The organism is Clavibacter michiganensis, from assembly GCF_016907085.1.
Lineage (GTDB): Bacteria > Actinomycetota > Actinomycetes > Actinomycetales > Microbacteriaceae > Clavibacter > Clavibacter michiganensis_O.
Window position 1 is genome coordinate 73798 of the sequence record NZ_JAFBBJ010000001.1, and the last position, 17883, is coordinate 91680.

Genomic DNA, 17883 nt, shown 5'->3' on the forward strand with positions numbered 1-17883 from the left:
GCGGCGGTCAGCGCTTGCGCTGGTCGGCCGCGTCGCGCCCGGTCACGGGGAAGGGGCCGGTGATGCCCTCGCGCACGCGGGCGATCTCGAGGATCCGGTCGCGCTGGAGGTACCAGCCGACGACCAGGAGCGGGATGATCACGACGAGCGAGGCGACGGTGAGCGTGCCGATCGGCCAGTCGATGGCCATGAGCACGAGCACGCTGACCAGGAACGCGAGCGTGAGCCACGAGGTCACGGGCGCGCCCGGCAGGCGGAACGTCGGCTCCTTCGCCTTACCCTGCTTCGCCCAGGTGCGCAGGCGCATCTGGCACAGGATGATCGTGCCCCAGCCCGCGACGATGCCGAGCGCGGCGACGTTCAGCACGATCTCGAACGCCTGCTTCGGCACGAGGGCGTTGAGGCCGACGCCGAGCAGCGTGATGGATCCGGTCAGCATGATGCCGCCGAACGGCACGCCGCCCTTCGACATGACGGTCGTGAACTTCGGCGCCGACCCGTTCATGCCCATGGAGTGGAGCACGCGGCCCGTGCTGTAGAGGCCGGCGTTCAGGCTCGACATGGCGGCCGTGAGCACGACGAAGTTCATGACGGAGCCGGCGATCGCGCCCACCTGGGGCGATCCGAGGCTCGAGAAGAAGGTGACGAAGGGGCTCTGGTCGGCGCTGTACGCCGTGTAGGGGAGCAGGAGCGAGAGCAGCACGATGGATCCGACGTAGAAGATCGCGATGCGGAAGACGACCGAGTTGATGGCGCGCGGGATGACCTTCTCGACGTCCTGCGTCTCGCCGCTGGCGGTGCCGACCAGCTCGATGGCGGCGTAGGCGAAGACGACGCCCTGCACGACCAGGACGACGGGGACGAGGCCCTGCGGGAAGACCCCGCCGTTCTGCTGGAGGACGGTCCAGCCGGTCTGCACCTCGGCGCCGCCCACCGTGACGGGGAAGCTCCAGGCCAGCCACACGATGCCGACGATGAGGAAGACGACGAGGGCGGCGACCTTCACGAGCGCGAACCAGAACTCCATCTCGCCGAAGACCTTCACGGCGACGAGGTTCAGCGCGAGCACGACGGCGAGCGCGATGAGGGCGAGCAGCCACTGCGGGGCCGCCGTGAACGCCGACCAGTAGTGCATGTAAAGCGCGACGGCGGTCACGTCGACGATGGCGGTTGTCGCCCAGTTGAGGAAGTACATCCAGCCCGCGGCGTAGGCGAACTTCTCGCCGTAGAACTCGCGGGCGTAGGAGATGAAGGACCCGGAGCTCGGCCGGTGCAGCACCAGCTCGCCGAGCGCCCGGAGGATGAAGAAGGCGAAGACGCCGCAGATCAGGAAGACGATCGCGAGGGCGGGACCGGCGGAGGCCAGCCGGCCGCCGGCGCCGAGGAAGAGGCCGGTGCCGATGGCGCCGCCGATGGCGATCATCTGGAGCTGGCGGGGTTTCAAGCCGTGCTGGTAGCCCTCCTGCTCGTGGCTGAAGTCCTGCGCCACGAAATCCGGATCGGGCGTGACGGTGCTGCGGTCGCTCTCGCTTCGTGTCATCCGAATACGGTAGTGGTCCGGGGCATTCGCCCTGACACCCGCGTCGATCGACTTCCGTGGGGCAGATCACCTGTGATAGGCGCCGAGGAGGCCCGCATGGCCCGAACGCCCAGACCCGCACGCCGGATCCGATCGTGGGCGCCCGTGATCGCGGCGGCGGCGGGAGCGCTCGTGCTCGCCGGGTGCACGACGGGGGCCGAGGCGCCTGCCCCGTCGGCGACGACGCCGGCCGCCGGCGCGACCCCGGGCGCGGGAGCCGCTCCCGGCGGCACCGCGAGCCCCGAGCCGACCGTCACGCGCGCCCCCGGCCCGCCGACCGAGGCCGAGCTCGCCACCTGCTCGACGCTCGCGCAGGTGCTGCCCGACTCCACCAAGCTGGTGCAGGCGCTCGGCGACGGGAAGCAGGTGGACCCGCCCCTCCTCGACCGCGTCAAGCAGGGCGACGCCGCGCTCGCCGGCATGGCCCCGGAGAACATGAAGCCGCTCGTGGCGTCCTTCTCGACGATCGTCGACGAGCTGGAGGCGCTGCGCTCGGGCGCGGACACGGACGGCGCCTCGCTCGACACCGGGCAGTACCTCCGCGCGACGAGCGCGTTCCTCGACTACTGCCTCGACGACGTCGGCTACGTGCCGCAGACCGCGGCTCCGACGCCCGCGCCCTGACCCTGGGGCCGGCCCGGCGCGTGTGCCCGCGTCAGGTGCGGCGGGCGACCGCCTCGTCGGCCTCGATGTCCTCGCGCGCATCCTCTCGGCGGTCGCGGCCGCGGCCGTCGCCGTCGTGCGTGACGAGCAGGTGCGGCGTGCGGTGGATCCGGTACGAGACGCGCAGGTGCCGGTGCAGCACGAGCCACGCGATGGCGATGAGGGCGGCGACGATGCCGCTGGCCGCGCCCACCATGACGGCGGCCCGCGGGCCCCACGTGTTCGCGACCCAGCCCACGATCGGCGCGCCGAGCGGCGTGCCGCCGACGAAGATCGCCATGTAGACGGCCATCACGCGGCCGCGCATGCGGGGCTCGACGGTGAGCTGCACGGTGCTGTTGGCGCTCGTCATGAGGGTCTGCGAGACGACGCCCACGATCACGAGCGCCCCGGCGAAGAGCAGGTAGGTGGGCGCGATCGCGGCCAGCCCGGTCGCGATGCCGAAGAGCGCGGCGCCCACGAACACCAGGCGGATGCGGGGCCGCTCGCGGCGGGCCGACAGCAGGGCGCCCGCGACGGATCCCACGGCGAGGCTCGAGGAGAGCAGCCCGAACTCGGTCGCCCCCTTGCCGAACTCGACGCTCGCCATGGTGGAGGTGAAGATCGGGAAGTTGTAGCCGAACGCGCCGACGAGGAAGACGATCACGAGGATCACCATGATGTCGGGACGCCCGCCGATGTAGCGGAAGCCCTCGCGCAGCTGTCCCCGCGACCGGGCGACGCGCTCCGGGCGACGGAGCTCGCCGACGCGGAGCCGCGTGAGCGCGATGAGCACGGCGATGAAGCTCACGGCGTTGATGAGGAAGACCCAGCCGGTGCCGACCCCGGCGATGAGCACGCCCGCGACGGCCGGGCCGATCATGCGGGCGGCGCTGAACGACGCCGAGTTGAGCGCGACGGCGTTCGACAGGTCGTCGTCGGAGACCAGCTCGGAGACGAAGGACTGGCGGGCGGGGGCGTCGAGCGCGGAGGCGATGCCCAGCAGGAGCGCGAAGAGGTAGACGTGCCAGAGCTCGGCCCGTCCCGAGAGCACCACGAGGCCGAGCCCGAGGCCGAGGACCGCCATGGTGCCCTGCGTGATCATGAGCACGCGGCGCTTGTCGTACCGGTCGGCGATGAGGCCGGCGTAGGGGGACAGCAGGAGCATGGGGCCGAACTGCAGCGCCATGACGATGCCGACGGCCGTGGCGTCGTAGCGGGTGAGCTCGGTGAGGACGATCCAGTCCTGGGCGGTCCGCTGCATCCACGTGCCGACGTTGGAGACGAGCGCGCCGGCGAACCAGATGCGGTAGTTCGGGGCGCGGAGGCTCCGGAAGACGGCGCTCACGACGCGGCCATGCGGCCGAGGAGGGCCGCGGCCTCGCCGAGGGTGGCACGCTCGGCGGCGGTGAGCTCGCCGAGGCGGAGGGAGAGCCAGGCGTTCCGCTGCCGGCGGGTCTCCTGCACGACCGTCCGGCCGGCGTCCGTGATGGAGACGGTGACGCGGCGGCCGTCGTCCGGGGCGGGGGAGCGCTCGGCGTAGCCCGCCTCGACGAGGCAGTTGACCGTGCGGTTCATGCTCGGGGCGGTGACGCGCTCGATCTCGGCGAGGCGGCCGGGGCTCGTCGGCCCGTCGCGGAGGAGCAGGGCGAGCACGACGAACTGGCTGTCGCTCAGCTCGTGGTCGGCCTTCTCCGCGCGCAGGCGGCGCGCGAGGCGCATCACGCCGGCGCGCAGGCTCTGGCTGAGGTCGGGGGAGTCGGGCATGTGCTTAGGCTAGCTCATTAGGCATGCTAACTACGTCTTCCCGCGTGACGGGATCCTGCGAGCGCGCCGCGGACGGACATGCTCCGGGGCGCCGGCGGCTCGTGCGGGCAGGATGGGAGGACACCGCCGGCCGCGACGCACCCACGATGACGCGGGCACGGGCCGCGCGACCAGAGGAGGCACGGACATGACCCACCACGACGGCACGATCCCCGCGGGCGCGACGGGCGTCGCGGCCGGCCACGACGGCGGGAACGACCACTTCGAGCCCGAGGAGGACACGCCGCACCACACGGACGAGGACGGCGACGGCGCCTAGCCCGCTCGACCCGGCGCCCGCGGCCAGCGCGTGCACCGGGTCGTCCGCTCCACGGCGACGACCCGGCCGGTCGCGCCGCGGCATCCGCGTAGCCTGGATCCCCGTGGACATCGCGACCAACCCCCTCGACGGCACGCGCATCGCCTACCGGACCTTCGGCTCCCGGCCAGCCGACGGGGATCCCCGTGACCCGGCCAGCGCGCCCGTCGTCCTGGTGCACGGCACGGCCCTGTCGCAGGCGATCTGGCGCGGCTTCGGCTGGGTGCGCGCGCTGTCGCCGACGCGGCAGGTGATCACGCTCGACCTCCGCGGCCACGGGCGGAGCGACGTCCCGCACGAGCCGGCCGCCTACGCGATGGACCTGATGGTCGCCGACGTCGTGGCCGTGCTCGACGCGGTCGGCGCGTCCGCCGTCCACCACGTGGGCTACAGCCTCGGCGCGCGCGTCGGCTTCTCGCTGGCCGCCGCCCACCCCGACCGCCTCCTCTCCACGTCGAGCCTCGGCGGATCCCCGCGCAGCGGCGTCGGCGTCTTCGACCGCGTGTTCTTCCCCGGCTGCATCGAGGCGCTGGAGACCGGCGGCATGCCCGGCTTCCTCGAGGCGTGGGAGCGGCACAGCGGGCACCCGGTGGACGCGGCGACGCGCGGGGCCTTCCTCGCGGACGACGCGCGGGCGCTCGCCGCCTACATGCGCGAGTCGGAGCGGGACGCGGGCGTGCCCGACCAGGTCGTCGCCGGATCCGCGGTGCCGCTGCTGCTCGTCGCGGGCACGCGGGACCCCGAGCGGCTGCGCGCGGCGCACCACGTGAAGGCGCTCCGACCGGACGCGCCGCTCGTGGAGCTCGCGGGCGCCACGCACGCCGACACCCCGCGGCACCCGGACGCGCTGCCGGCCGTCGCGCGCTTCCTCGACGCGCTCTGACGGGCGGGCCGCCTGGGCCTTCCGCGCGCGGACCCGATCACCCGGATCCCGCCGCCGTCGCCTACGCCCCGCGCGCCGCCTCGGCGTGCGCCAGGGCGGCGTTGCCCTCCCGGTGCGCGCGGTCGAGGTCGTCCGGATGCGCGGCCGCCGCCGCCTCCAGGGCGTCCGCCGCTCGCACGAGCGCGAGGTGCGACAGGGCCTGCGGCATGTTGCCCGCCTGGCGCTTCCCGACCGGGTCGTACTCCTCCGAGAGCAGCCCGACGTCGTTGCCGAGCGCGACGAGCCGCTCCATCAGCGCGCGGCCGTCGGCCTCGCGGCCGGACCGGGCGTACTGCTCGACCAGCCAGAACGAGCAGGCGAGGAACGGGTACTCGCCGGCGGGCAGGCCGTCGACGCCCGCGCTCGTGTCGTAGCGCAGCAGGAACCCCTCGTGCATGAGCGTCCGCTCCATCGCCTCGACCGTCGCGAGCATGTGCGGGTCGTCGTAGGCGCAGAAGCCGGCCTGGGCGAGGATCAGGAGCGAGGCGTCGACCTCGGTCGTGCCGTAGTGCTGGCGGAAGGCGCCGGTCGCGGGGTCCACGCCCTTGTCGAGGATCTCGTCGCGCACCCGGTCGCGCAGCGCCTTCCACTGCTCCACCGGCCCGTCGAGCCCGTGCCGCTCGACGCCCTGCACGGCGCAGTCGAGAGCCGCCCAGATCATGGCCCGCGAGTGCGTGAAGTGCTGCTCGGCGCCGCGGATCTCCCAGATGCCGCTGTCCTGCCGCTCCCAGTTCTCCTCGACGAAGCCGATGAGGGCGCGCTGCAGCGGCCAGGAGAACTCGGTCTCGCCGACGCCCGCGTCGCGCGCGGCCTGGAGCGCGAGCATCACCTCGCCGATGACGTCGGCCTGGTACTGCTCGAACGCGCCGTTGCCGACGCGAACCGGGCCCGAGCCCTGGTAGCCGGGCAGGCTGTCGAGGTCGCGCTCGGGGAGGTACCGCTCACCGCTGAGGCCGTACATGATCTGCACGTCGCCCGGATCGCCCGCGATGGCGCGCAGGAGCCAGGTGCGCCACTCGTCGGCCTCGTGCTCGAAGCCGTGCGCGAGGAGCACCTCCAGGGTGAGCGACGCGTCGCGGAGCCACACGTAGCGGTAGTCCCAGTTGCGGGCGCCGCCGAACTGCTCGGGGAGGCTCGTGGTGGCCGCCGCGACGATGCCGCCGGTGTCCTCGTGCGTGAGCGCGCGGAGCACGAGCAGCGACCGGCGGACCGCGGCCTGGTGCGGGCCGGAGTGCTCGATGGAGCTGGCCCACGACTCCCACCACTCTGTGGTGTGCTCGACGGCGGCGTCGACGTCGAAGGCCGGCGGCTCGCTGCGGTGGGAGGGGTACCAGGTGAGCGTCGTGTCGACCGTCTCGCCCGCGGAGACGTCGAACGCGACCCCGTGGTGGCGGTTCGTCGCGGTGAGCTCGGGACCGCGCACCACGACCGCGTCGGGCCCGGCCACGGCGACGAGGCGCGGGTCGTCGCCGTCGAGCTTGCGGATCCACGGCAGCGCGGTCGCGTAGCCGAAGCGCAGGCGCAGGTCGCCCTGCATCCGCACGGTGCCGCTGATCCCGCGGACGCGCCGGACGACGTCGGCCCGCCGGTCGCCCATGGACATGAAGTCGGTGACCTCGACCGCACCCTCGGGCGTCTCCCACCTCGTCCAGAGCACGAACGTGTTGCCGAGGTAGGTGCGCTGGGAGACGGTGGCCTCGGGGGAGGCGGGCGCGAGCTTCCACGCGCCGTGCTCCTCGGTGCCGAGGAGGGCCCCGAACATGGAGGCGGAGTCGAAGCGGGGGAGGCACAGCCAGTCGATGGAGCCGTCGCGGCCGACCAGCGCTCCCGTGTGGCAGTCCCCGATGAGTGCGTAGTCCTCGATGCGCATGGCCATGGCCCATCGTCCCACGGCGCACCTGCCGATCCCCGCCGCCCCGCGTAGCCTGACGGCATGCCCGCGACCTCCACGCTCCTCATCCTCGGCGCCAGCGGCGACCTCTCCGCGCGCCTCCTCCTCCCCGGCCTCGGCGAGCTCCTCGCCCACCGCCCCGACCTCGACCTCCAGCTGGTGGGCGCGGGCACGGAGGAGTGGGACGACGAGCGCTGGCGCGAGGTCGTCCGCACGTCGTTCGCCTCGCTCGGCGCCGAGGGCCCCGCGGTCGACCGCGTGCTCGCCGGCACCACCTATCAGGCCGCGGACGTCACGGCAGAGGCCGACCTCGAGCGCCTCATCGGAGCGTGCGAGGCCGCACCTGCCGTGTACTTCGCCCTGCCGCCCGCCGTGACGGAGAAGGCCTGCGAGGCGATGACCCGCATCACGCTGCCCGAGGGCACGTCGCTGTCGCTCGAGAAGCCGTTCGGCACCGACCTCGCGAGCGCGCAGGCGCTCAACCGCCTGCTCGCGACGCTCGTGCCCGAGGAGCGCACGCACCGGGTGGACCACTTCCTCGGCCGGTCGACCGTGCGCAACCTCCTGGGGCTCCGCTTCGCCAACCGCCTCCTCGAGCCGGTGTGGAACGCGCAGCACATCGCGAGCGTCGAGATCGTCTACGACGAGCAGCTCGCGCTCGAGGGGCGCGCCCGCTACTACGACGGCGCGGGCGCCCTGGCCGACATGATCCAGAGCCACCTGCTGCAGGTGATGGCCGTCTTCGCGATGGAGCCGCCCGCCACCACCGACGCGCGCGACATCCGCGACCAGAAGGCGCTCGTGCTCCGCGCGACGCGGCCGTGGGGAGGCGACCCGGTGGCCTCCTCCCGGCGGGCGCGCTACTCGGCCGGCGACGTCGAGGGGCGCGAGCTGCCCGCCTACGCCGACGAGGAGGGCGTGGATCCCGCGCGCGGCACGGAGACGCTCGCGGAGATGACGGTCGAGATCGCGAACTGGCGCTGGGCGGGCGTGCCGTTCCGGCTGCGCTCGGGCAAGGCGCTGAAGGACCACCGGCGCGAGATCGTCGTGACCTTCCAGCCCGCCCCGCACGTGCCCACCGGTCTCACGGGCGCGGACGAGCCCGACCGGATCCGCATCCTCATCGCCCCCGACGAGCTGCACCTGGAGCTCAACGTGAACGGCCCGGCCGACCCCGACGTCATCGACCGCGCCGAGCTCGTCACCGCCTTCGATCCCGGCGACCTGCCGCCCTACGGACAGGTCATCGACGGCATCCTCTCGGAGGACGAGAGCCTGTCGGTGCGCGGGGACACGGCGGAGGAGTGCTGGCGCATCGTCGAGCCGGTCGTCGCCGCGTGGCGCGCGGGCGAGGTGCCGCTCGAGGAGTACCCGGCCGGATCCGCGGGTCCGTGGGTTGGCCCGCAAGTGGCGCCGAAGGGCTGAGCGCCCGCTCGCGCCGCGGTCGCCTAGGCGCGGAGCACGGCCCGGAGCGCCGCGGGGACGCGGCGCGGGTCCCCGGCGAGCTCGGCGAGCGAGCCCTCGAGCGGATCCTCGTCGAAGACCGCGAGCTCACGGGCGACCGCGTCCTGCCGCACGACGGCGTCGCTCCCGGACGCATCGGGCTCCGACGCCCCCGTCGCCCGGGCGTCCTCGAGCGGGAGGGCTGCCGCGGCGGGGGAGGCGCCGAGCGCGAGCGCCACGTCGCGCGCGATGTGCGCGGTCATGAGCTCGTCGAAGAAGCCGGCCGTCGTGTCGGGCGTGCGGCGCACGAGCGCCCACGCGCCGTCGGGGCCGAAGTGGTGCGCGAGCGCCGCCTGCACGATGAGCGCCAGCGGGCGGAGATCCGGATCGGCCGCGGGCCCCGGGTCGGCGGCGTCGGCCGGGGGAGCGGTCGGCGCGTCGGGATCGGCCTTGTGCGCGGGCACGTGCGTCGGCCGCACCGGGCCGCCGTGGAGCCGGGCGGCGATCGCGGCCAGCTCACCGGTGGCGGTCGAGACGACGGGCGGCGGGGGAGCGGCCTGCGCGGCGACGGGTCCCCGTCCCGCCTGCCGCGGATCGGACGCCGCGGGCGCGGCCTCGGTCGGGACGGACTTGCCTCTGCGCCACCGGAACATGATCCACGGCCTCCCCGATCGCACCGCCGCGATCGGGACCATCCTCGTGCGCGACACGCCCGGGAGAACCCGCGACACGCCGGGGATCCCGGGGCGGGGGCGCCGCCGGGCGCCCCCGCCCGCCCCTCGCGCGGCCCGCCACCCGGAGCGCCTGCGAGACTGGATGCCCGGGACAGCGCGGTCCGCCCGACCCGTCTGGAGGATCCGTGGACCTGCCCGCCCTGCTCGCCGTGCCCGCCGTCGCCGTGACCGTCACGCTGCTCGTGGCCGTGGCCGCCGCCCTGCTCGTCACCGCGGTCGTCGCCCTCGCCGTCCGCGTCGTCGCCCGCCGCCGGGAGTGGGCGGCGCAGCTGGTCGCCCGCGTCCGCCGCCCCTTCCGCGTGCTGCTCGTGGTGGTCGCCGTCTGGATCGCGCTCCGCGCCTCCGTGATGCCGGGCGAGGTGCGCGACGGGCTGGACCACCTGCTGCACGTGATCACGATCGTCGCCGCCGCCTGGCTGGTGTGCGCCCTCGCGATCTTCTTCGAGGACCTCGGGCTCAGCCGCTACCGGATGGACGTGGCCGACAACCGGATCGCGCGCCGGGTCCGCACGCAGGTCCTCATCATCCGGCGGCTCACGGTGGTCGCGATCGTGGTGGTCGCGATCGGCGCGATCCTGCTGACGTTCCCCGGCGCCCGGGCCGCGGGCGCGAGCGTCCTCGCCTCCGCCGGCCTCGTGTCCATCGTCGCGGGCCTCGCCGCGCAGTCCACGCTCGCCAACGTGTTCGCCGGGATGCAGCTCGCCTTCAGCGACGCGATCCGCGTGGACGACGTCGTGATCGTCGAGACGGAGTGGGGGCGCGTGGAGGAGATCACGCTGACCTACGTGGTCGTCCACATCTGGGACGACCGGCGGATGGTGCTGCCGTCCACCTACTTCACGACCACGCCGTTCCAGAACTGGACCCGCACGAAGTCCGAGCTGCTCGGCGCGGTCGAGCTCGACCTCGACTGGCGCGCGACGCCTGCGAGCATGCGCGAGGAGCTCGACCGGGTGCTCGCGACGACCGACCTCTGGGACGGCCGCGTCTCCGTGCTCCAGGTGACGGACGCGGTCGGCGGCTTCGTGCGGATCCGCGTGCTCGTCTCCGCCGTCGACGCGCCCACGCTGTTCGACCTGCGCTGCCTCGTGCGCGAGCGCCTCGTCGCGTTCCTGCACGAGCACAGCCCGCAGTCGCTGCCGCGGACGCGCGTGCAGATGGTGGATCCGGACGAGCGCGGCGACGCGCCCCGCGCGGGACGCCGTGCCGCCGATGCCGAGCCGACGGGCCTGTTCTCGGGCACCGCGCAGGCGGACACGCGCGCGGGCCTGTTCACCGGGCCGATCTCCACGGTGCCCGCGGAGGAGCGCATCGACCTCGAGGTCGACGGCGACCGCTGGCGCACGCGCGACTGAGCGCACGCACGACGGACGCGCACGCCCGGGCGGGCGTGCGCGTCACGTGGTGGAGCGGCTAGTTGCCGATCTGCCCGTCGCGCGAGTCCTCGATGACGGTGCCGATGGCGATGGCCACCGTGATGGCCCAGCTGAGCCACATGAGGCCGAGCTTCCAGTCGCGCGGACCCCGACGGGTCGTCTGCATGGTGCTCCAGCCGCCGACGAGGGCGCTGAGGACGCTGCCGTTCAGGATGTACTTGCGCATGACACCTCCCAGTGTGCTTCCACGGTACCGGGATCCGACCGCCGCGTCCGCCGCCCGGCCGCCGCAGCGCGCCCGGTCGCGCACGGCGTCCCCTTTCCGCAGGCGGTGCCGACTCCCGGCGGCCGGTGAGTACAGTGATCGCGGATCAGACAGGAGGCGCCCGTGCGCACAGCCCTCATCGGGGTGGTGCTCCTCGTCGTCGGCGCCGTCGCCGTGGCCACCGGAGCCCTCCCGCTCGACGACCTCGGCGTCCTGTACGAGCGGGTCTGGCCGATCCTCCTCTTCGTCGTCGCCATCACCGTGGTCACCGAGCTCGCGAGCGAGGCGGGGCTCTTCACCTGGATCGCCGAGCGGGCCGCCGGCCTCGGCCGCGGACGCACGTGGGCGCTCTGGCTCGCCACCGTCGTTCTCGCCTGCCTCTGCACGATCTTCCTGTCGCTCGACACGACCGCGGTGCTGCTCACGCCCGTGGTCGTCGTGCTCGCCCGGCACTGCGGGCTGCCGCCGCTCCCGTTCGCGCTGACCACCGTGTGGCTCGCCAACACCGCGTCGCTCCTGCTGCCCGTCTCGAACCTCACCAACCTGCTCGCGGAGCACGAGCTCGGCGGCCTCGGGCCGGCCGGGTTCGCGGCCCTCACGGTCGCGCCCGCGCTCGTCGCCATCGCGGTGCCCGTGCTCGCGATCCTCGTGATCCACCGCAAGGACCTCTTCACGCGCTACGAGGTCGGGCCGCCGACCGCGCCCACCGACCGCGTGCTGCTCGTGGGCAGCGCCGTCGTGGTGGGGCTCCTCGTGCCGGCGCTCGTCTCGGGCGTCGAGGTGTGGATCCCCGCGCTCGCCGCGGCCGTCGTCCTCGCGATCCTCACGGCCGTCCGACGCCGGCGCGTGCTCCGGCTCGGGCTCCTGCCGTGGCAGCTCGTGGTGTTCGCGTCGGGCCTCTTCATCGTGATGGAGGCGGCGCAGTCGCTCGGGCTCACCGCCGTCATGGCCGCGGTCTCCGGGCAGGGCCAGGACGCGGCCGCGCTATTCCGGCTCGCGGGCGTCGCGACGCTGAGCGCCAACGCGGTCGACAACCTGCCGGCCTACCTCGCGCTCGAGCCCGTCGCGGGATCCCCGGAGCGCCTCGTCGCGATCCTCGTGGGCGTCAACGCGGGCCCGCTCATCACGCCGTGGGCCTCGCTCGCGACCCTGCTCTGGCACGAGCGGCTCGTGAGCATGGGGGTCCACATCAAGTGGTCGCGCTACATGCTGCTGGGGCTCGTGGTCGCGCCGCTGACGGTCGGCCTCGCGATGCTCGCGTTCGTGCTCACGCGCTGACCGACCGCTCCCACCTGGCAGGCGACTGGCAGTCTGACCGATCGTGCAGGGACTGACCGATCGGTCGACATAGGCTCTCCGCGTGACCCGCACCCCCCGCGCCTCCGCGAGCGACGAGCTCCGGTCCATCGCCGCCGCCCGATTCGCCCGGGACGGCTTCCAGGCGACGTCGCTCCAGCAGATCGCCGACGAGGCGGGCTACTCGAAGTCGAGCGTGCTCTACCACTTCGCCTCCAAGGAGGCGCTGCTCGACGCGCTCCTCGAGCCGACGATCGACGCGCTCGCCGCGGTCATCGACCGCGCCGACTCCATCCGCGGGGACGAGGACGCCAGGCGCCAGTTCGTCGAGCGCTTCATCGACTTCCTCCTGCTGCACCGGCACGAGGTGGCCCTCTTCATCACGCAGGGCCGCTCGCTCGGGCACCTCGCCGTGATCGAGCGGGCCAACGACCTCGTGCGCGCGCTCGGCGAGACGGCCGGCGCGCTCGACAGCACGCTCGACCAGCTGCGCTTCGGCGTCGCGCTCGGCGGCGCGGCGTACATCCTCGCCGCGAGCGACGACTGGTCCACCAACGAACCGCTGCCCGACGACGAGATCAGGGCTGCTCTCGTCGTGGTCGTGGGGGAGCTCCTCGCCCCCCTCGGCACCCGCTCCGCCTGATCCCGCTCCGCACCCGCACGTCCCCACGCGCACGTCCCACGCAAGGAGAGCCACCCGCCCATGGCCACGCTTCTGTACCGGCTCGGCCGGATCTCGTTCCTCCACCCGTGGTGCGTCGTCGCCGCGTGGATCCTCGTCCTCGGCATCCTGCTGGGCGGCGGCCTCGCGCTCGGCGGGAAGACCCAGGAGTCGTTCTCGATCCCGGGCACCGAGTCGCAGGAGGCCATCGACCGGCTCGCCGCCGTGTTCCCGCAGGCCGCGGGCGCGAGCGCGCAGATCGTGACCGAGGCGCCGGCCGGCGCGAAGGTCACGGACGACGCCGACAAGGCCGCCATCGAGGCGACCGCGACGGCCGCGGGCGAGGTCCCCGGCGTCACGACGGCGCTGTCCCCGTTCTCCGAGTACGCGACCGACGCCGTGTCCGACGACGGCACCGTGGCGATCACGACCGTGCAGTTCTCCGGGCAGAGCGACCAGGTGACCACCGCGACGCTCGACGCGCTGAAGGAGTCCGCGCAGGCGGCGGAGGACGCGGGGCTGACGGTGTCGTTCGGCGGCCAGGTGTTCCAGGACGTCCACTACGGCGTCACGGTCACCGAGGCGTTCGGCGTGCTGTTCGCCGGCCTCGTGCTCGTGCTCACGTTCGGGTCGATGCTCGCCGCCGGCCTGCCGCTCATCGGCGCGCTCGTCGGCGTCGCGGCGTCCGCGGGCGCGCTCATGGCCGCCTCGAAGTTCGTCACGGTGTCGAGCGCCTCGCCGCTGCTGGCGGTGATGATCGGCCTCGCGGTCGGCATCGACTACGCCCTCTTCATCCTCATGCGGCACCGCACGCAGCTCGCCAACGGCATGCCCGTCGAGCGCTCGGCGGCGACCGCCGTGGCGACGGCCGGGAGCGCCGTGATCTTCGCGGGCGTGACCGTGATCATCGCGCTGCTGGGGCTCCTCGTGGTGCAGATCCCGTTCCTCACGGTGATGGGCCTCGGCGCGGCGTTCGCAGTGCTGCTCGCCATGGGCGTCGCGACCACGCTCCTGCCGGCGATGCTCGGCCTCGCGGGGGAGCGCCTCCGGCCGAAGGAGGGCTCGCGGGCCGCCCGCCGCGCGAAGGCGCAGGCCGAGGGTACCCAGCGCACGCTCGGCGCGCGCTGGGTCAAGATCGTCACCAAGGTGCCGATCATCCCCGTCGTGATCGTGATCGGCATCGCCGGCTTGCTCGCCGTGCCCGCGTCGCAGCTGCAGCTCGGGCTGCCGAGCGGGGCGACCGAGCCCGCCGGATCCACCAGCCGCGTCGCGTACGACACCGTCTCCGACGCGTTCGGGCCCGGCCACAACGGACCGCTCGTCGTGCTCGTCGACATCACGCAGACCACCGACCCGATCGGGGTGCTCGGGCAGATCGGCGACGAGATCCGCGGGCTCGACGACGTGGCGTTCGTCGGCACCGGCACGCCGAACCCGTCGGTCGACACCGCGATCATCCAGGTCGTGCCGGACAGCCCGCCCGAGTCGGCGGAGACCACGGCGCTCATGCAGTCGATCCGCGACCTCGCGCCCGGCCTCCAGGACCGCTACGACACGCGCGTCTCCGTCACGGGCACGACGGCCGTGCAGAACGACATCTCGCAGCGGCTCGACCAGGCGCTCGTGCCGTTCGGCATCGTGGTGGTGGGGCTCTCGATCATCCTGCTGATGATCGTGTTCCGCTCGATCTTCGTGCCGATCAAGGCCGCGGTCGGCTTCCTGCTGAGCGTCGTCGTCTCGTTCGGCACCGTCGTGCTGATCTTCCAGCAGGGCCTCTTCGCGGACGCGCTCGGCGTGACGCCCGGTCCGATCCTCAGCTTCATGCCGATCCTGCTCATGGCGATCCTGTTCGGGCTCGCGATGGACTACGAGGTGTTCCTCGTCTCCGGCATGCGCGAGGACTTCGTGCACCACGGCGACGCGAAGCGCGCCATCGTCACGGGCTTCTCGGGCGCCGCCCGGGTGGTCACGGCCGCCGCGCTCATCATGTTCTTCGTCTTCGCGGCCTTCGTGCCGGAGGGCGCCGGCGTCATCAAGACCATCGCGCTCGGCCTCGCGGTCGGCATCTTCTTCGACGCGTTCCTCGTGCGCATGACCCTGGTGCCCGCCGCCATGGCGCTGCTCGGGAAGCGCGCGTGGTGGATCCCGCGCTGGCTCGACCGGATCCTGCCGGACGTCGACATCGAGGGCGAGGGCCTCCGCGAGCACCAGGACGACGTCGACTGGGCGCGCGCGTCCGGCGCCGCCGTCGCGGCGGAGCGGCTCGTCGTGGGCGTACCGGGCCGCCGGCTCGCGCCCGTCGACCTCAGCGCGCCCGCCGGATCCCTCGTGCTCGTCGAGGGCGAGGTCGCCGACCGGCGCCTCCTCGGCGCGACGCTCGGGGCGCGGCTCGCTGCGATGTCCGGCCGCGCGCACGTCGCCGGGCACCCGCTCGCCTCCGAGTCCGGTCGCGTGCTCACGAGCGTCGCCATGGCCGACCTCGGCCGCGTCGACCGGGTCGACTCCGGCGTCACGGTGGGGGACCTCCTCGCCGAGCGCATCGACCTGTCCGAGCCGATGGGCCGCCGCCGCGGCGCCCGCGCGCGTCAGGAGGAGTGGCTCGGGCGCCTGGACCAGGCCGCCGATGCGGCGGGCGCGCGGCGCATCGGCGCCGACGACCCCGTGGGATCGCTCCTGCCGCTCGAGCGCGCCATCGCCCTGACGGCCGTCGCCGCCGCCGGGCGCGCCCCCGTGCTCGTGCTCGACGTGGTGGACCCGTTCCCGGACGCCGCCGCCGAGCGCGCGTTCCTCGCCGCCCTGCCCGCGCTCGTGCACGAGAGCACGACCGTGCTCCTGGGCGCGCCGTGGTTCCCGGACGAGCACGGGATCCCCGGCAGGCCCACCGTGCGCCTCCGCCTCGCGGCGGACGACGCGCCCGCTCCCGACGCCCTCGGGCGCCCCGACATCGACCAGCCCGTCACGACCGGCAAGGAGACCCGCCGATGACCACCCGCACCGTACGCCGACGCCTCGCCGTCGCCCTGGTCGCGATCGTGCCCCTCGCGGTCGCCGGCCTCTTCATCGGCTCGCTCTCGGACGTCGCGACGGGCGTCGAGCGCGTGCCCGCCGCCATCGTCAACCAGGACGAGATCGTCCAGCAGAAGGCCCAGGACGGCACCGAGTCGCCCGTGCTCGCCGGCCGCCTGCTCGTCACCCAGCTGACCAGCGACGACAACCAGGCCTTCGACTGGACCATCACCAACGCCGACGAGGCGCAGAGGATGCTCGACGACGGCGAGGTCTACGCGGTGCTCACGGTGCCGAAGGACTTCTCCTCCTCGATCGTGTCGCTGTCGACGGACGCCCCGAAGCGCGCCGAGATCAGCGTGAAGACGGACGACGCGCACGGATACCTGACGGGCGCGGCCACCCAGGCCGTGGGCGTCGGCATGACGAGCGTGTTCGGCAACGCGATCACCTCGCAGTTCGTCTCCGGCATCTACACGACCTTCGGCGGCCTCAAGGGATCGCTCACGGACGCGGGGGCCGGGGCGGACAAGCTGGCCGACGGGGCCACGCAGCTCTCCGCGGGGGCGACGACGCTCGGCGACGGGATCACGCAGCTCGGCGACGGCGTCGGGCAGTCCCAGCAGGGGGCGTCGAAGCTCGCGGACGGCCTCGGCACCTACACGGGCGGCGTCTCGCAGCTCTCCTCCGGGCTCGACCGGCTGCAGACGGGGGCCGCCGGGCTCTCGCAGGTGTCCGACGGCGTGGGGAAGTACGCGGGCGGGGCCGGGCAGATCGCGGCGCAGGTCCAGGGGATCCGACAGCAGCTCGCCGCGAACCCGCAGAGCGCGCCGATCGCCGCTCAGCTCGAGCCGCTCGAGCAGGGGCTCGACCAGTACGCCGCGCAGGGGCAGGCCCTCGCGACGCAGGCCGCTGCGGGGATCCAGGGCGTGCAGCAGGGCATCGGGCAGAGCGCGTCCGGCGCATCGCAGCTCGCGGCCAACGGCGGCGCCCTCGTCTCGGGCGCCCGCCAGCTGAGCGACGGCCTCGGCCAGCTGCGCACCGGCACGACCTCGGCGGCGACGGGCGCGGGCGACCTCGCGACCGGCGCGGACGCGCTCTCGTCCGGCGCGACCGAGCTCGGCACCGGGCTCACGCAGGGCGCGGAGCAGATCCCGTCGCTCGATGCCGACCAGGCGTCCCAGGCGTCGGGCGTCGTCGCGGATCCGGTCGGCCTCACCGTGGAGCGCGAGAACGAGATCGGCAACCCGGGCGACGCGATCGCCGCCATCTTCGTGCCCATCGGCCTCTGGCTCGGCGCGTTCGCGACCTTCCTCGTGCTGCGTCCGGCCGCGCGGCGGCTGCTCGCCTCCTCGGCCGGGACCGGCCGCGTGATGGGGCGCGTGCTCGCGCGCGCGGCCCTCATCGCGCTCGCCCAGGTCGTGCTGCTCGTCGCGCTCGTGCACGCCGCCCTCGGCCTGTCCCTCGCGCTGCTGCCCGCGACCCTCGGGTTCGCGGCCGTCACCGCGGCGGCCTTCACGGCGATCCACTACCTGCTCCGGCAGGCGTTCGGGCGCGCGGGACTCGTGGTGTCGCTGATCCTGCTGGCCATCCAGGCCGCGGCGATGGGCGGGGTGATCCCGATGCAGCTCGTGGCCGCGCCGTTCCAGGCGATCAGCCCGTTCCTGCCGCTCACCTACGCGGCGTCGGGCATGCAGGCGATCATCGCGGGCGGTGCCCCGGGCCTCGCGTGGGGCGCGGCGGGCGTGCTCGCGGTGTTCCTGCTGCTGAGCCTCGCGGTGTCGTACCTCGTGACGCGGCGCTCCCGCCGGGCGAAGAGCCTCGGGCTCGTGCCCGGGACGGCGCCCTCCTCGGTGGCCGTCGCGGTCTGACGCCCGCGGCGGCCGGCCATGGTCGGCCGGTCGCCGCGGCGCGATCCGTGCACGGCGGGCCGCACCCGCGCC

At 74.0% G+C, this 17883-nt stretch carries 15 protein-coding genes; 9 read left to right on the forward strand and 6 right to left on the reverse strand.

The features are described 5' to 3' along the window. Positions 1-7: 7 nt before the first annotated feature. Positions 8-1540, reverse strand: a complete 1533-nt coding sequence (locus JOE38_RS00300; protein ID WP_086520724.1) for an amino acid permease — start codon at positions 1538-1540, stop codon at positions 8-10. A 96-nt stretch (positions 1541-1636) separates the two neighbouring features. Here JOE38_RS00300 and JOE38_RS00305 point away from each other — a divergent pair, with 96 nt between their 5' ends. Further along, complete coding sequence (locus JOE38_RS00305) at positions 1637-2203, forward strand: hypothetical protein (RefSeq protein WP_204574359.1); 567 nt, start codon at positions 1637-1639, stop codon at positions 2201-2203. Between the two features lie 31 nt (positions 2204-2234). On the opposite strand, the gene JOE38_RS00310 is transcribed toward JOE38_RS00305, so the two are convergent. Beyond that, complete coding sequence (locus JOE38_RS00310; RefSeq protein WP_204574360.1) at positions 2235-3569, reverse strand: MFS transporter; 1335 nt, start codon at positions 3567-3569, stop codon at positions 2235-2237. Further along, the gene (locus JOE38_RS00315; protein ID WP_015489770.1) at positions 3566-3988 is read right to left on the reverse strand and encodes a MarR family winged helix-turn-helix transcriptional regulator; all 423 of its coding nucleotides are present in this window, start codon (positions 3986-3988) and stop codon (positions 3566-3568) included. Before JOE38_RS00315 ends, JOE38_RS00310 begins: the two co-directional genes overlap by 4 nt. Positions 3989-4175: 187 nt before the next feature. On the opposite strand from JOE38_RS00315, the gene JOE38_RS15890 reads away from it, so the two are divergent. Both JOE38_RS15890 and JOE38_RS00320 read left to right on the forward strand, forming a co-directional pair. Continuing rightward, a complete protein-coding gene (locus JOE38_RS15890; protein WP_275577750.1) occupies positions 4176-4307 on the forward strand; it encodes a hypothetical protein in 132 nt (43 codons plus the stop codon). A 103-nt stretch (positions 4308-4410) separates the two neighbouring features. Then, entirely contained in the window at positions 4411-5229 is an 819-nt protein-coding gene (locus tag JOE38_RS00320; protein WP_204574361.1) for an alpha/beta fold hydrolase, read from the forward strand. Positions 5230-5290: 61 nt separating this feature from the next. Here JOE38_RS00320 and JOE38_RS00325 read toward each other — a convergent pair whose 3' ends face one another. Continuing rightward, positions 5291-7144: a glycoside hydrolase family 15 protein gene (locus JOE38_RS00325; protein ID WP_204574362.1), complete on the reverse strand. Its 1854-nt coding sequence runs from the start codon at positions 7142-7144 to the stop codon at positions 5291-5293. A 57-nt stretch (positions 7145-7201) separates the two neighbouring features. Here JOE38_RS00325 and JOE38_RS00330 point away from each other — a divergent pair, with 57 nt between their 5' ends. Beyond that, positions 7202-8584 (forward strand): glucose-6-phosphate dehydrogenase, encoded by a 1383-nt coding sequence (locus JOE38_RS00330; protein ID WP_204574363.1) that lies wholly within the window; start codon positions 7202-7204, stop codon positions 8582-8584. 23 nt (positions 8585-8607) lie between these two features. Here the strand turns inward: JOE38_RS00330 and JOE38_RS00335 are convergent, their stop codons facing one another. Next, positions 8608-9255: a hypothetical protein gene (locus tag JOE38_RS00335; protein WP_239544713.1), complete on the reverse strand. Its 648-nt coding sequence runs from the start codon at positions 9253-9255 to the stop codon at positions 8608-8610. A gap of 206 nt (positions 9256-9461) precedes the next feature. On the opposite strand from JOE38_RS00335, the gene JOE38_RS00340 reads away from it, so the two are divergent. Beyond that, positions 9462-10691, forward strand: a complete 1230-nt coding sequence (locus JOE38_RS00340; RefSeq protein WP_204574365.1) for a mechanosensitive ion channel family protein — start codon at positions 9462-9464, stop codon at positions 10689-10691. 58 nt (positions 10692-10749) lie between these two features. On the opposite strand, the gene JOE38_RS00345 is transcribed toward JOE38_RS00340, so the two are convergent. Then, positions 10750-10938: a hypothetical protein gene (locus JOE38_RS00345; protein WP_119434711.1), complete on the reverse strand. Its 189-nt coding sequence runs from the start codon at positions 10936-10938 to the stop codon at positions 10750-10752. A gap of 162 nt (positions 10939-11100) precedes the next feature. On the opposite strand from JOE38_RS00345, the gene JOE38_RS00350 reads away from it, so the two are divergent. The 4 genes from JOE38_RS00350 to JOE38_RS00365 all read left to right on the forward strand — a co-directional run bounded on the left by JOE38_RS00350 (position 11101) and on the right by JOE38_RS00365 (position 17811). Beyond that, on the forward strand, positions 11101-12255 hold the full coding sequence (locus JOE38_RS00350; protein ID WP_204574366.1) for an SLC13 family permease: 1155 nt from the start codon (positions 11101-11103) through the stop codon (positions 12253-12255). An 82-nt stretch (positions 12256-12337) separates the two neighbouring features. After that, complete coding sequence (locus JOE38_RS00355) at positions 12338-12916, forward strand: TetR/AcrR family transcriptional regulator (protein ID WP_204574367.1); 579 nt, start codon at positions 12338-12340, stop codon at positions 12914-12916. Positions 12917-12976: 60 nt separating this feature from the next. Further along, entirely contained in the window at positions 12977-15919 is a 2943-nt protein-coding gene (locus JOE38_RS00360) for an MMPL family transporter (RefSeq protein WP_204574368.1), read from the forward strand. Then, the gene (locus JOE38_RS00365; RefSeq protein ID WP_204574369.1) at positions 15916-17811 is read left to right on the forward strand and encodes a YhgE/Pip domain-containing protein; all 1896 of its coding nucleotides are present in this window, start codon (positions 15916-15918) and stop codon (positions 17809-17811) included. Before JOE38_RS00360 ends, JOE38_RS00365 begins: the two co-directional genes overlap by 4 nt. Positions 17812-17883: the final 72 nt, after the last annotated feature.

Excerpts from the sequence above, each read along its gene's own strand:
- JOE38_RS00345 (WP_119434711.1), bottom strand. The coding sequence starts at position 10,938 with ATGCGCAAGTACATCCTGAACGGCAGCGTCCTCAGCGCCCTCGTCGGC.
- JOE38_RS00330 (WP_204574363.1), top strand. The coding sequence starts at position 7,202 with ATGCCCGCGACCTCCACGCTCCTCATCCTCGGCGCCAGCGGCGACCTC.
- JOE38_RS00315 (WP_015489770.1), bottom strand. The coding sequence starts at position 3,988 with ATGCCCGACTCCCCCGACCTCAGCCAGAGCCTGCGCGCCGGCGTGATG.
- JOE38_RS00365 (WP_204574369.1), top strand. The coding sequence starts at position 15,916 with ATGACCACCCGCACCGTACGCCGACGCCTCGCCGTCGCCCTGGTCGCG.
- JOE38_RS00360 (WP_204574368.1), top strand. The coding sequence starts at position 12,977 with ATGGCCACGCTTCTGTACCGGCTCGGCCGGATCTCGTTCCTCCACCCG.
- JOE38_RS00305 (WP_204574359.1), top strand. The coding sequence starts at position 1,637 with ATGGCCCGAACGCCCAGACCCGCACGCCGGATCCGATCGTGGGCGCCC.
- JOE38_RS00300 (WP_086520724.1), bottom strand. The coding sequence starts at position 1,540 with ATGACACGAAGCGAGAGCGACCGCAGCACCGTCACGCCCGATCCGGAT.
- JOE38_RS00335 (WP_239544713.1), bottom strand. The coding sequence starts at position 9,255 with ATGTTCCGGTGGCGCAGAGGCAAGTCCGTCCCGACCGAGGCCGCGCCC.
- JOE38_RS00325 (WP_204574362.1), bottom strand. The coding sequence starts at position 7,144 with ATGGCCATGCGCATCGAGGACTACGCACTCATCGGGGACTGCCACACG.
- JOE38_RS15890 (WP_275577750.1), top strand. The coding sequence starts at position 4,176 with ATGACCCACCACGACGGCACGATCCCCGCGGGCGCGACGGGCGTCGCG.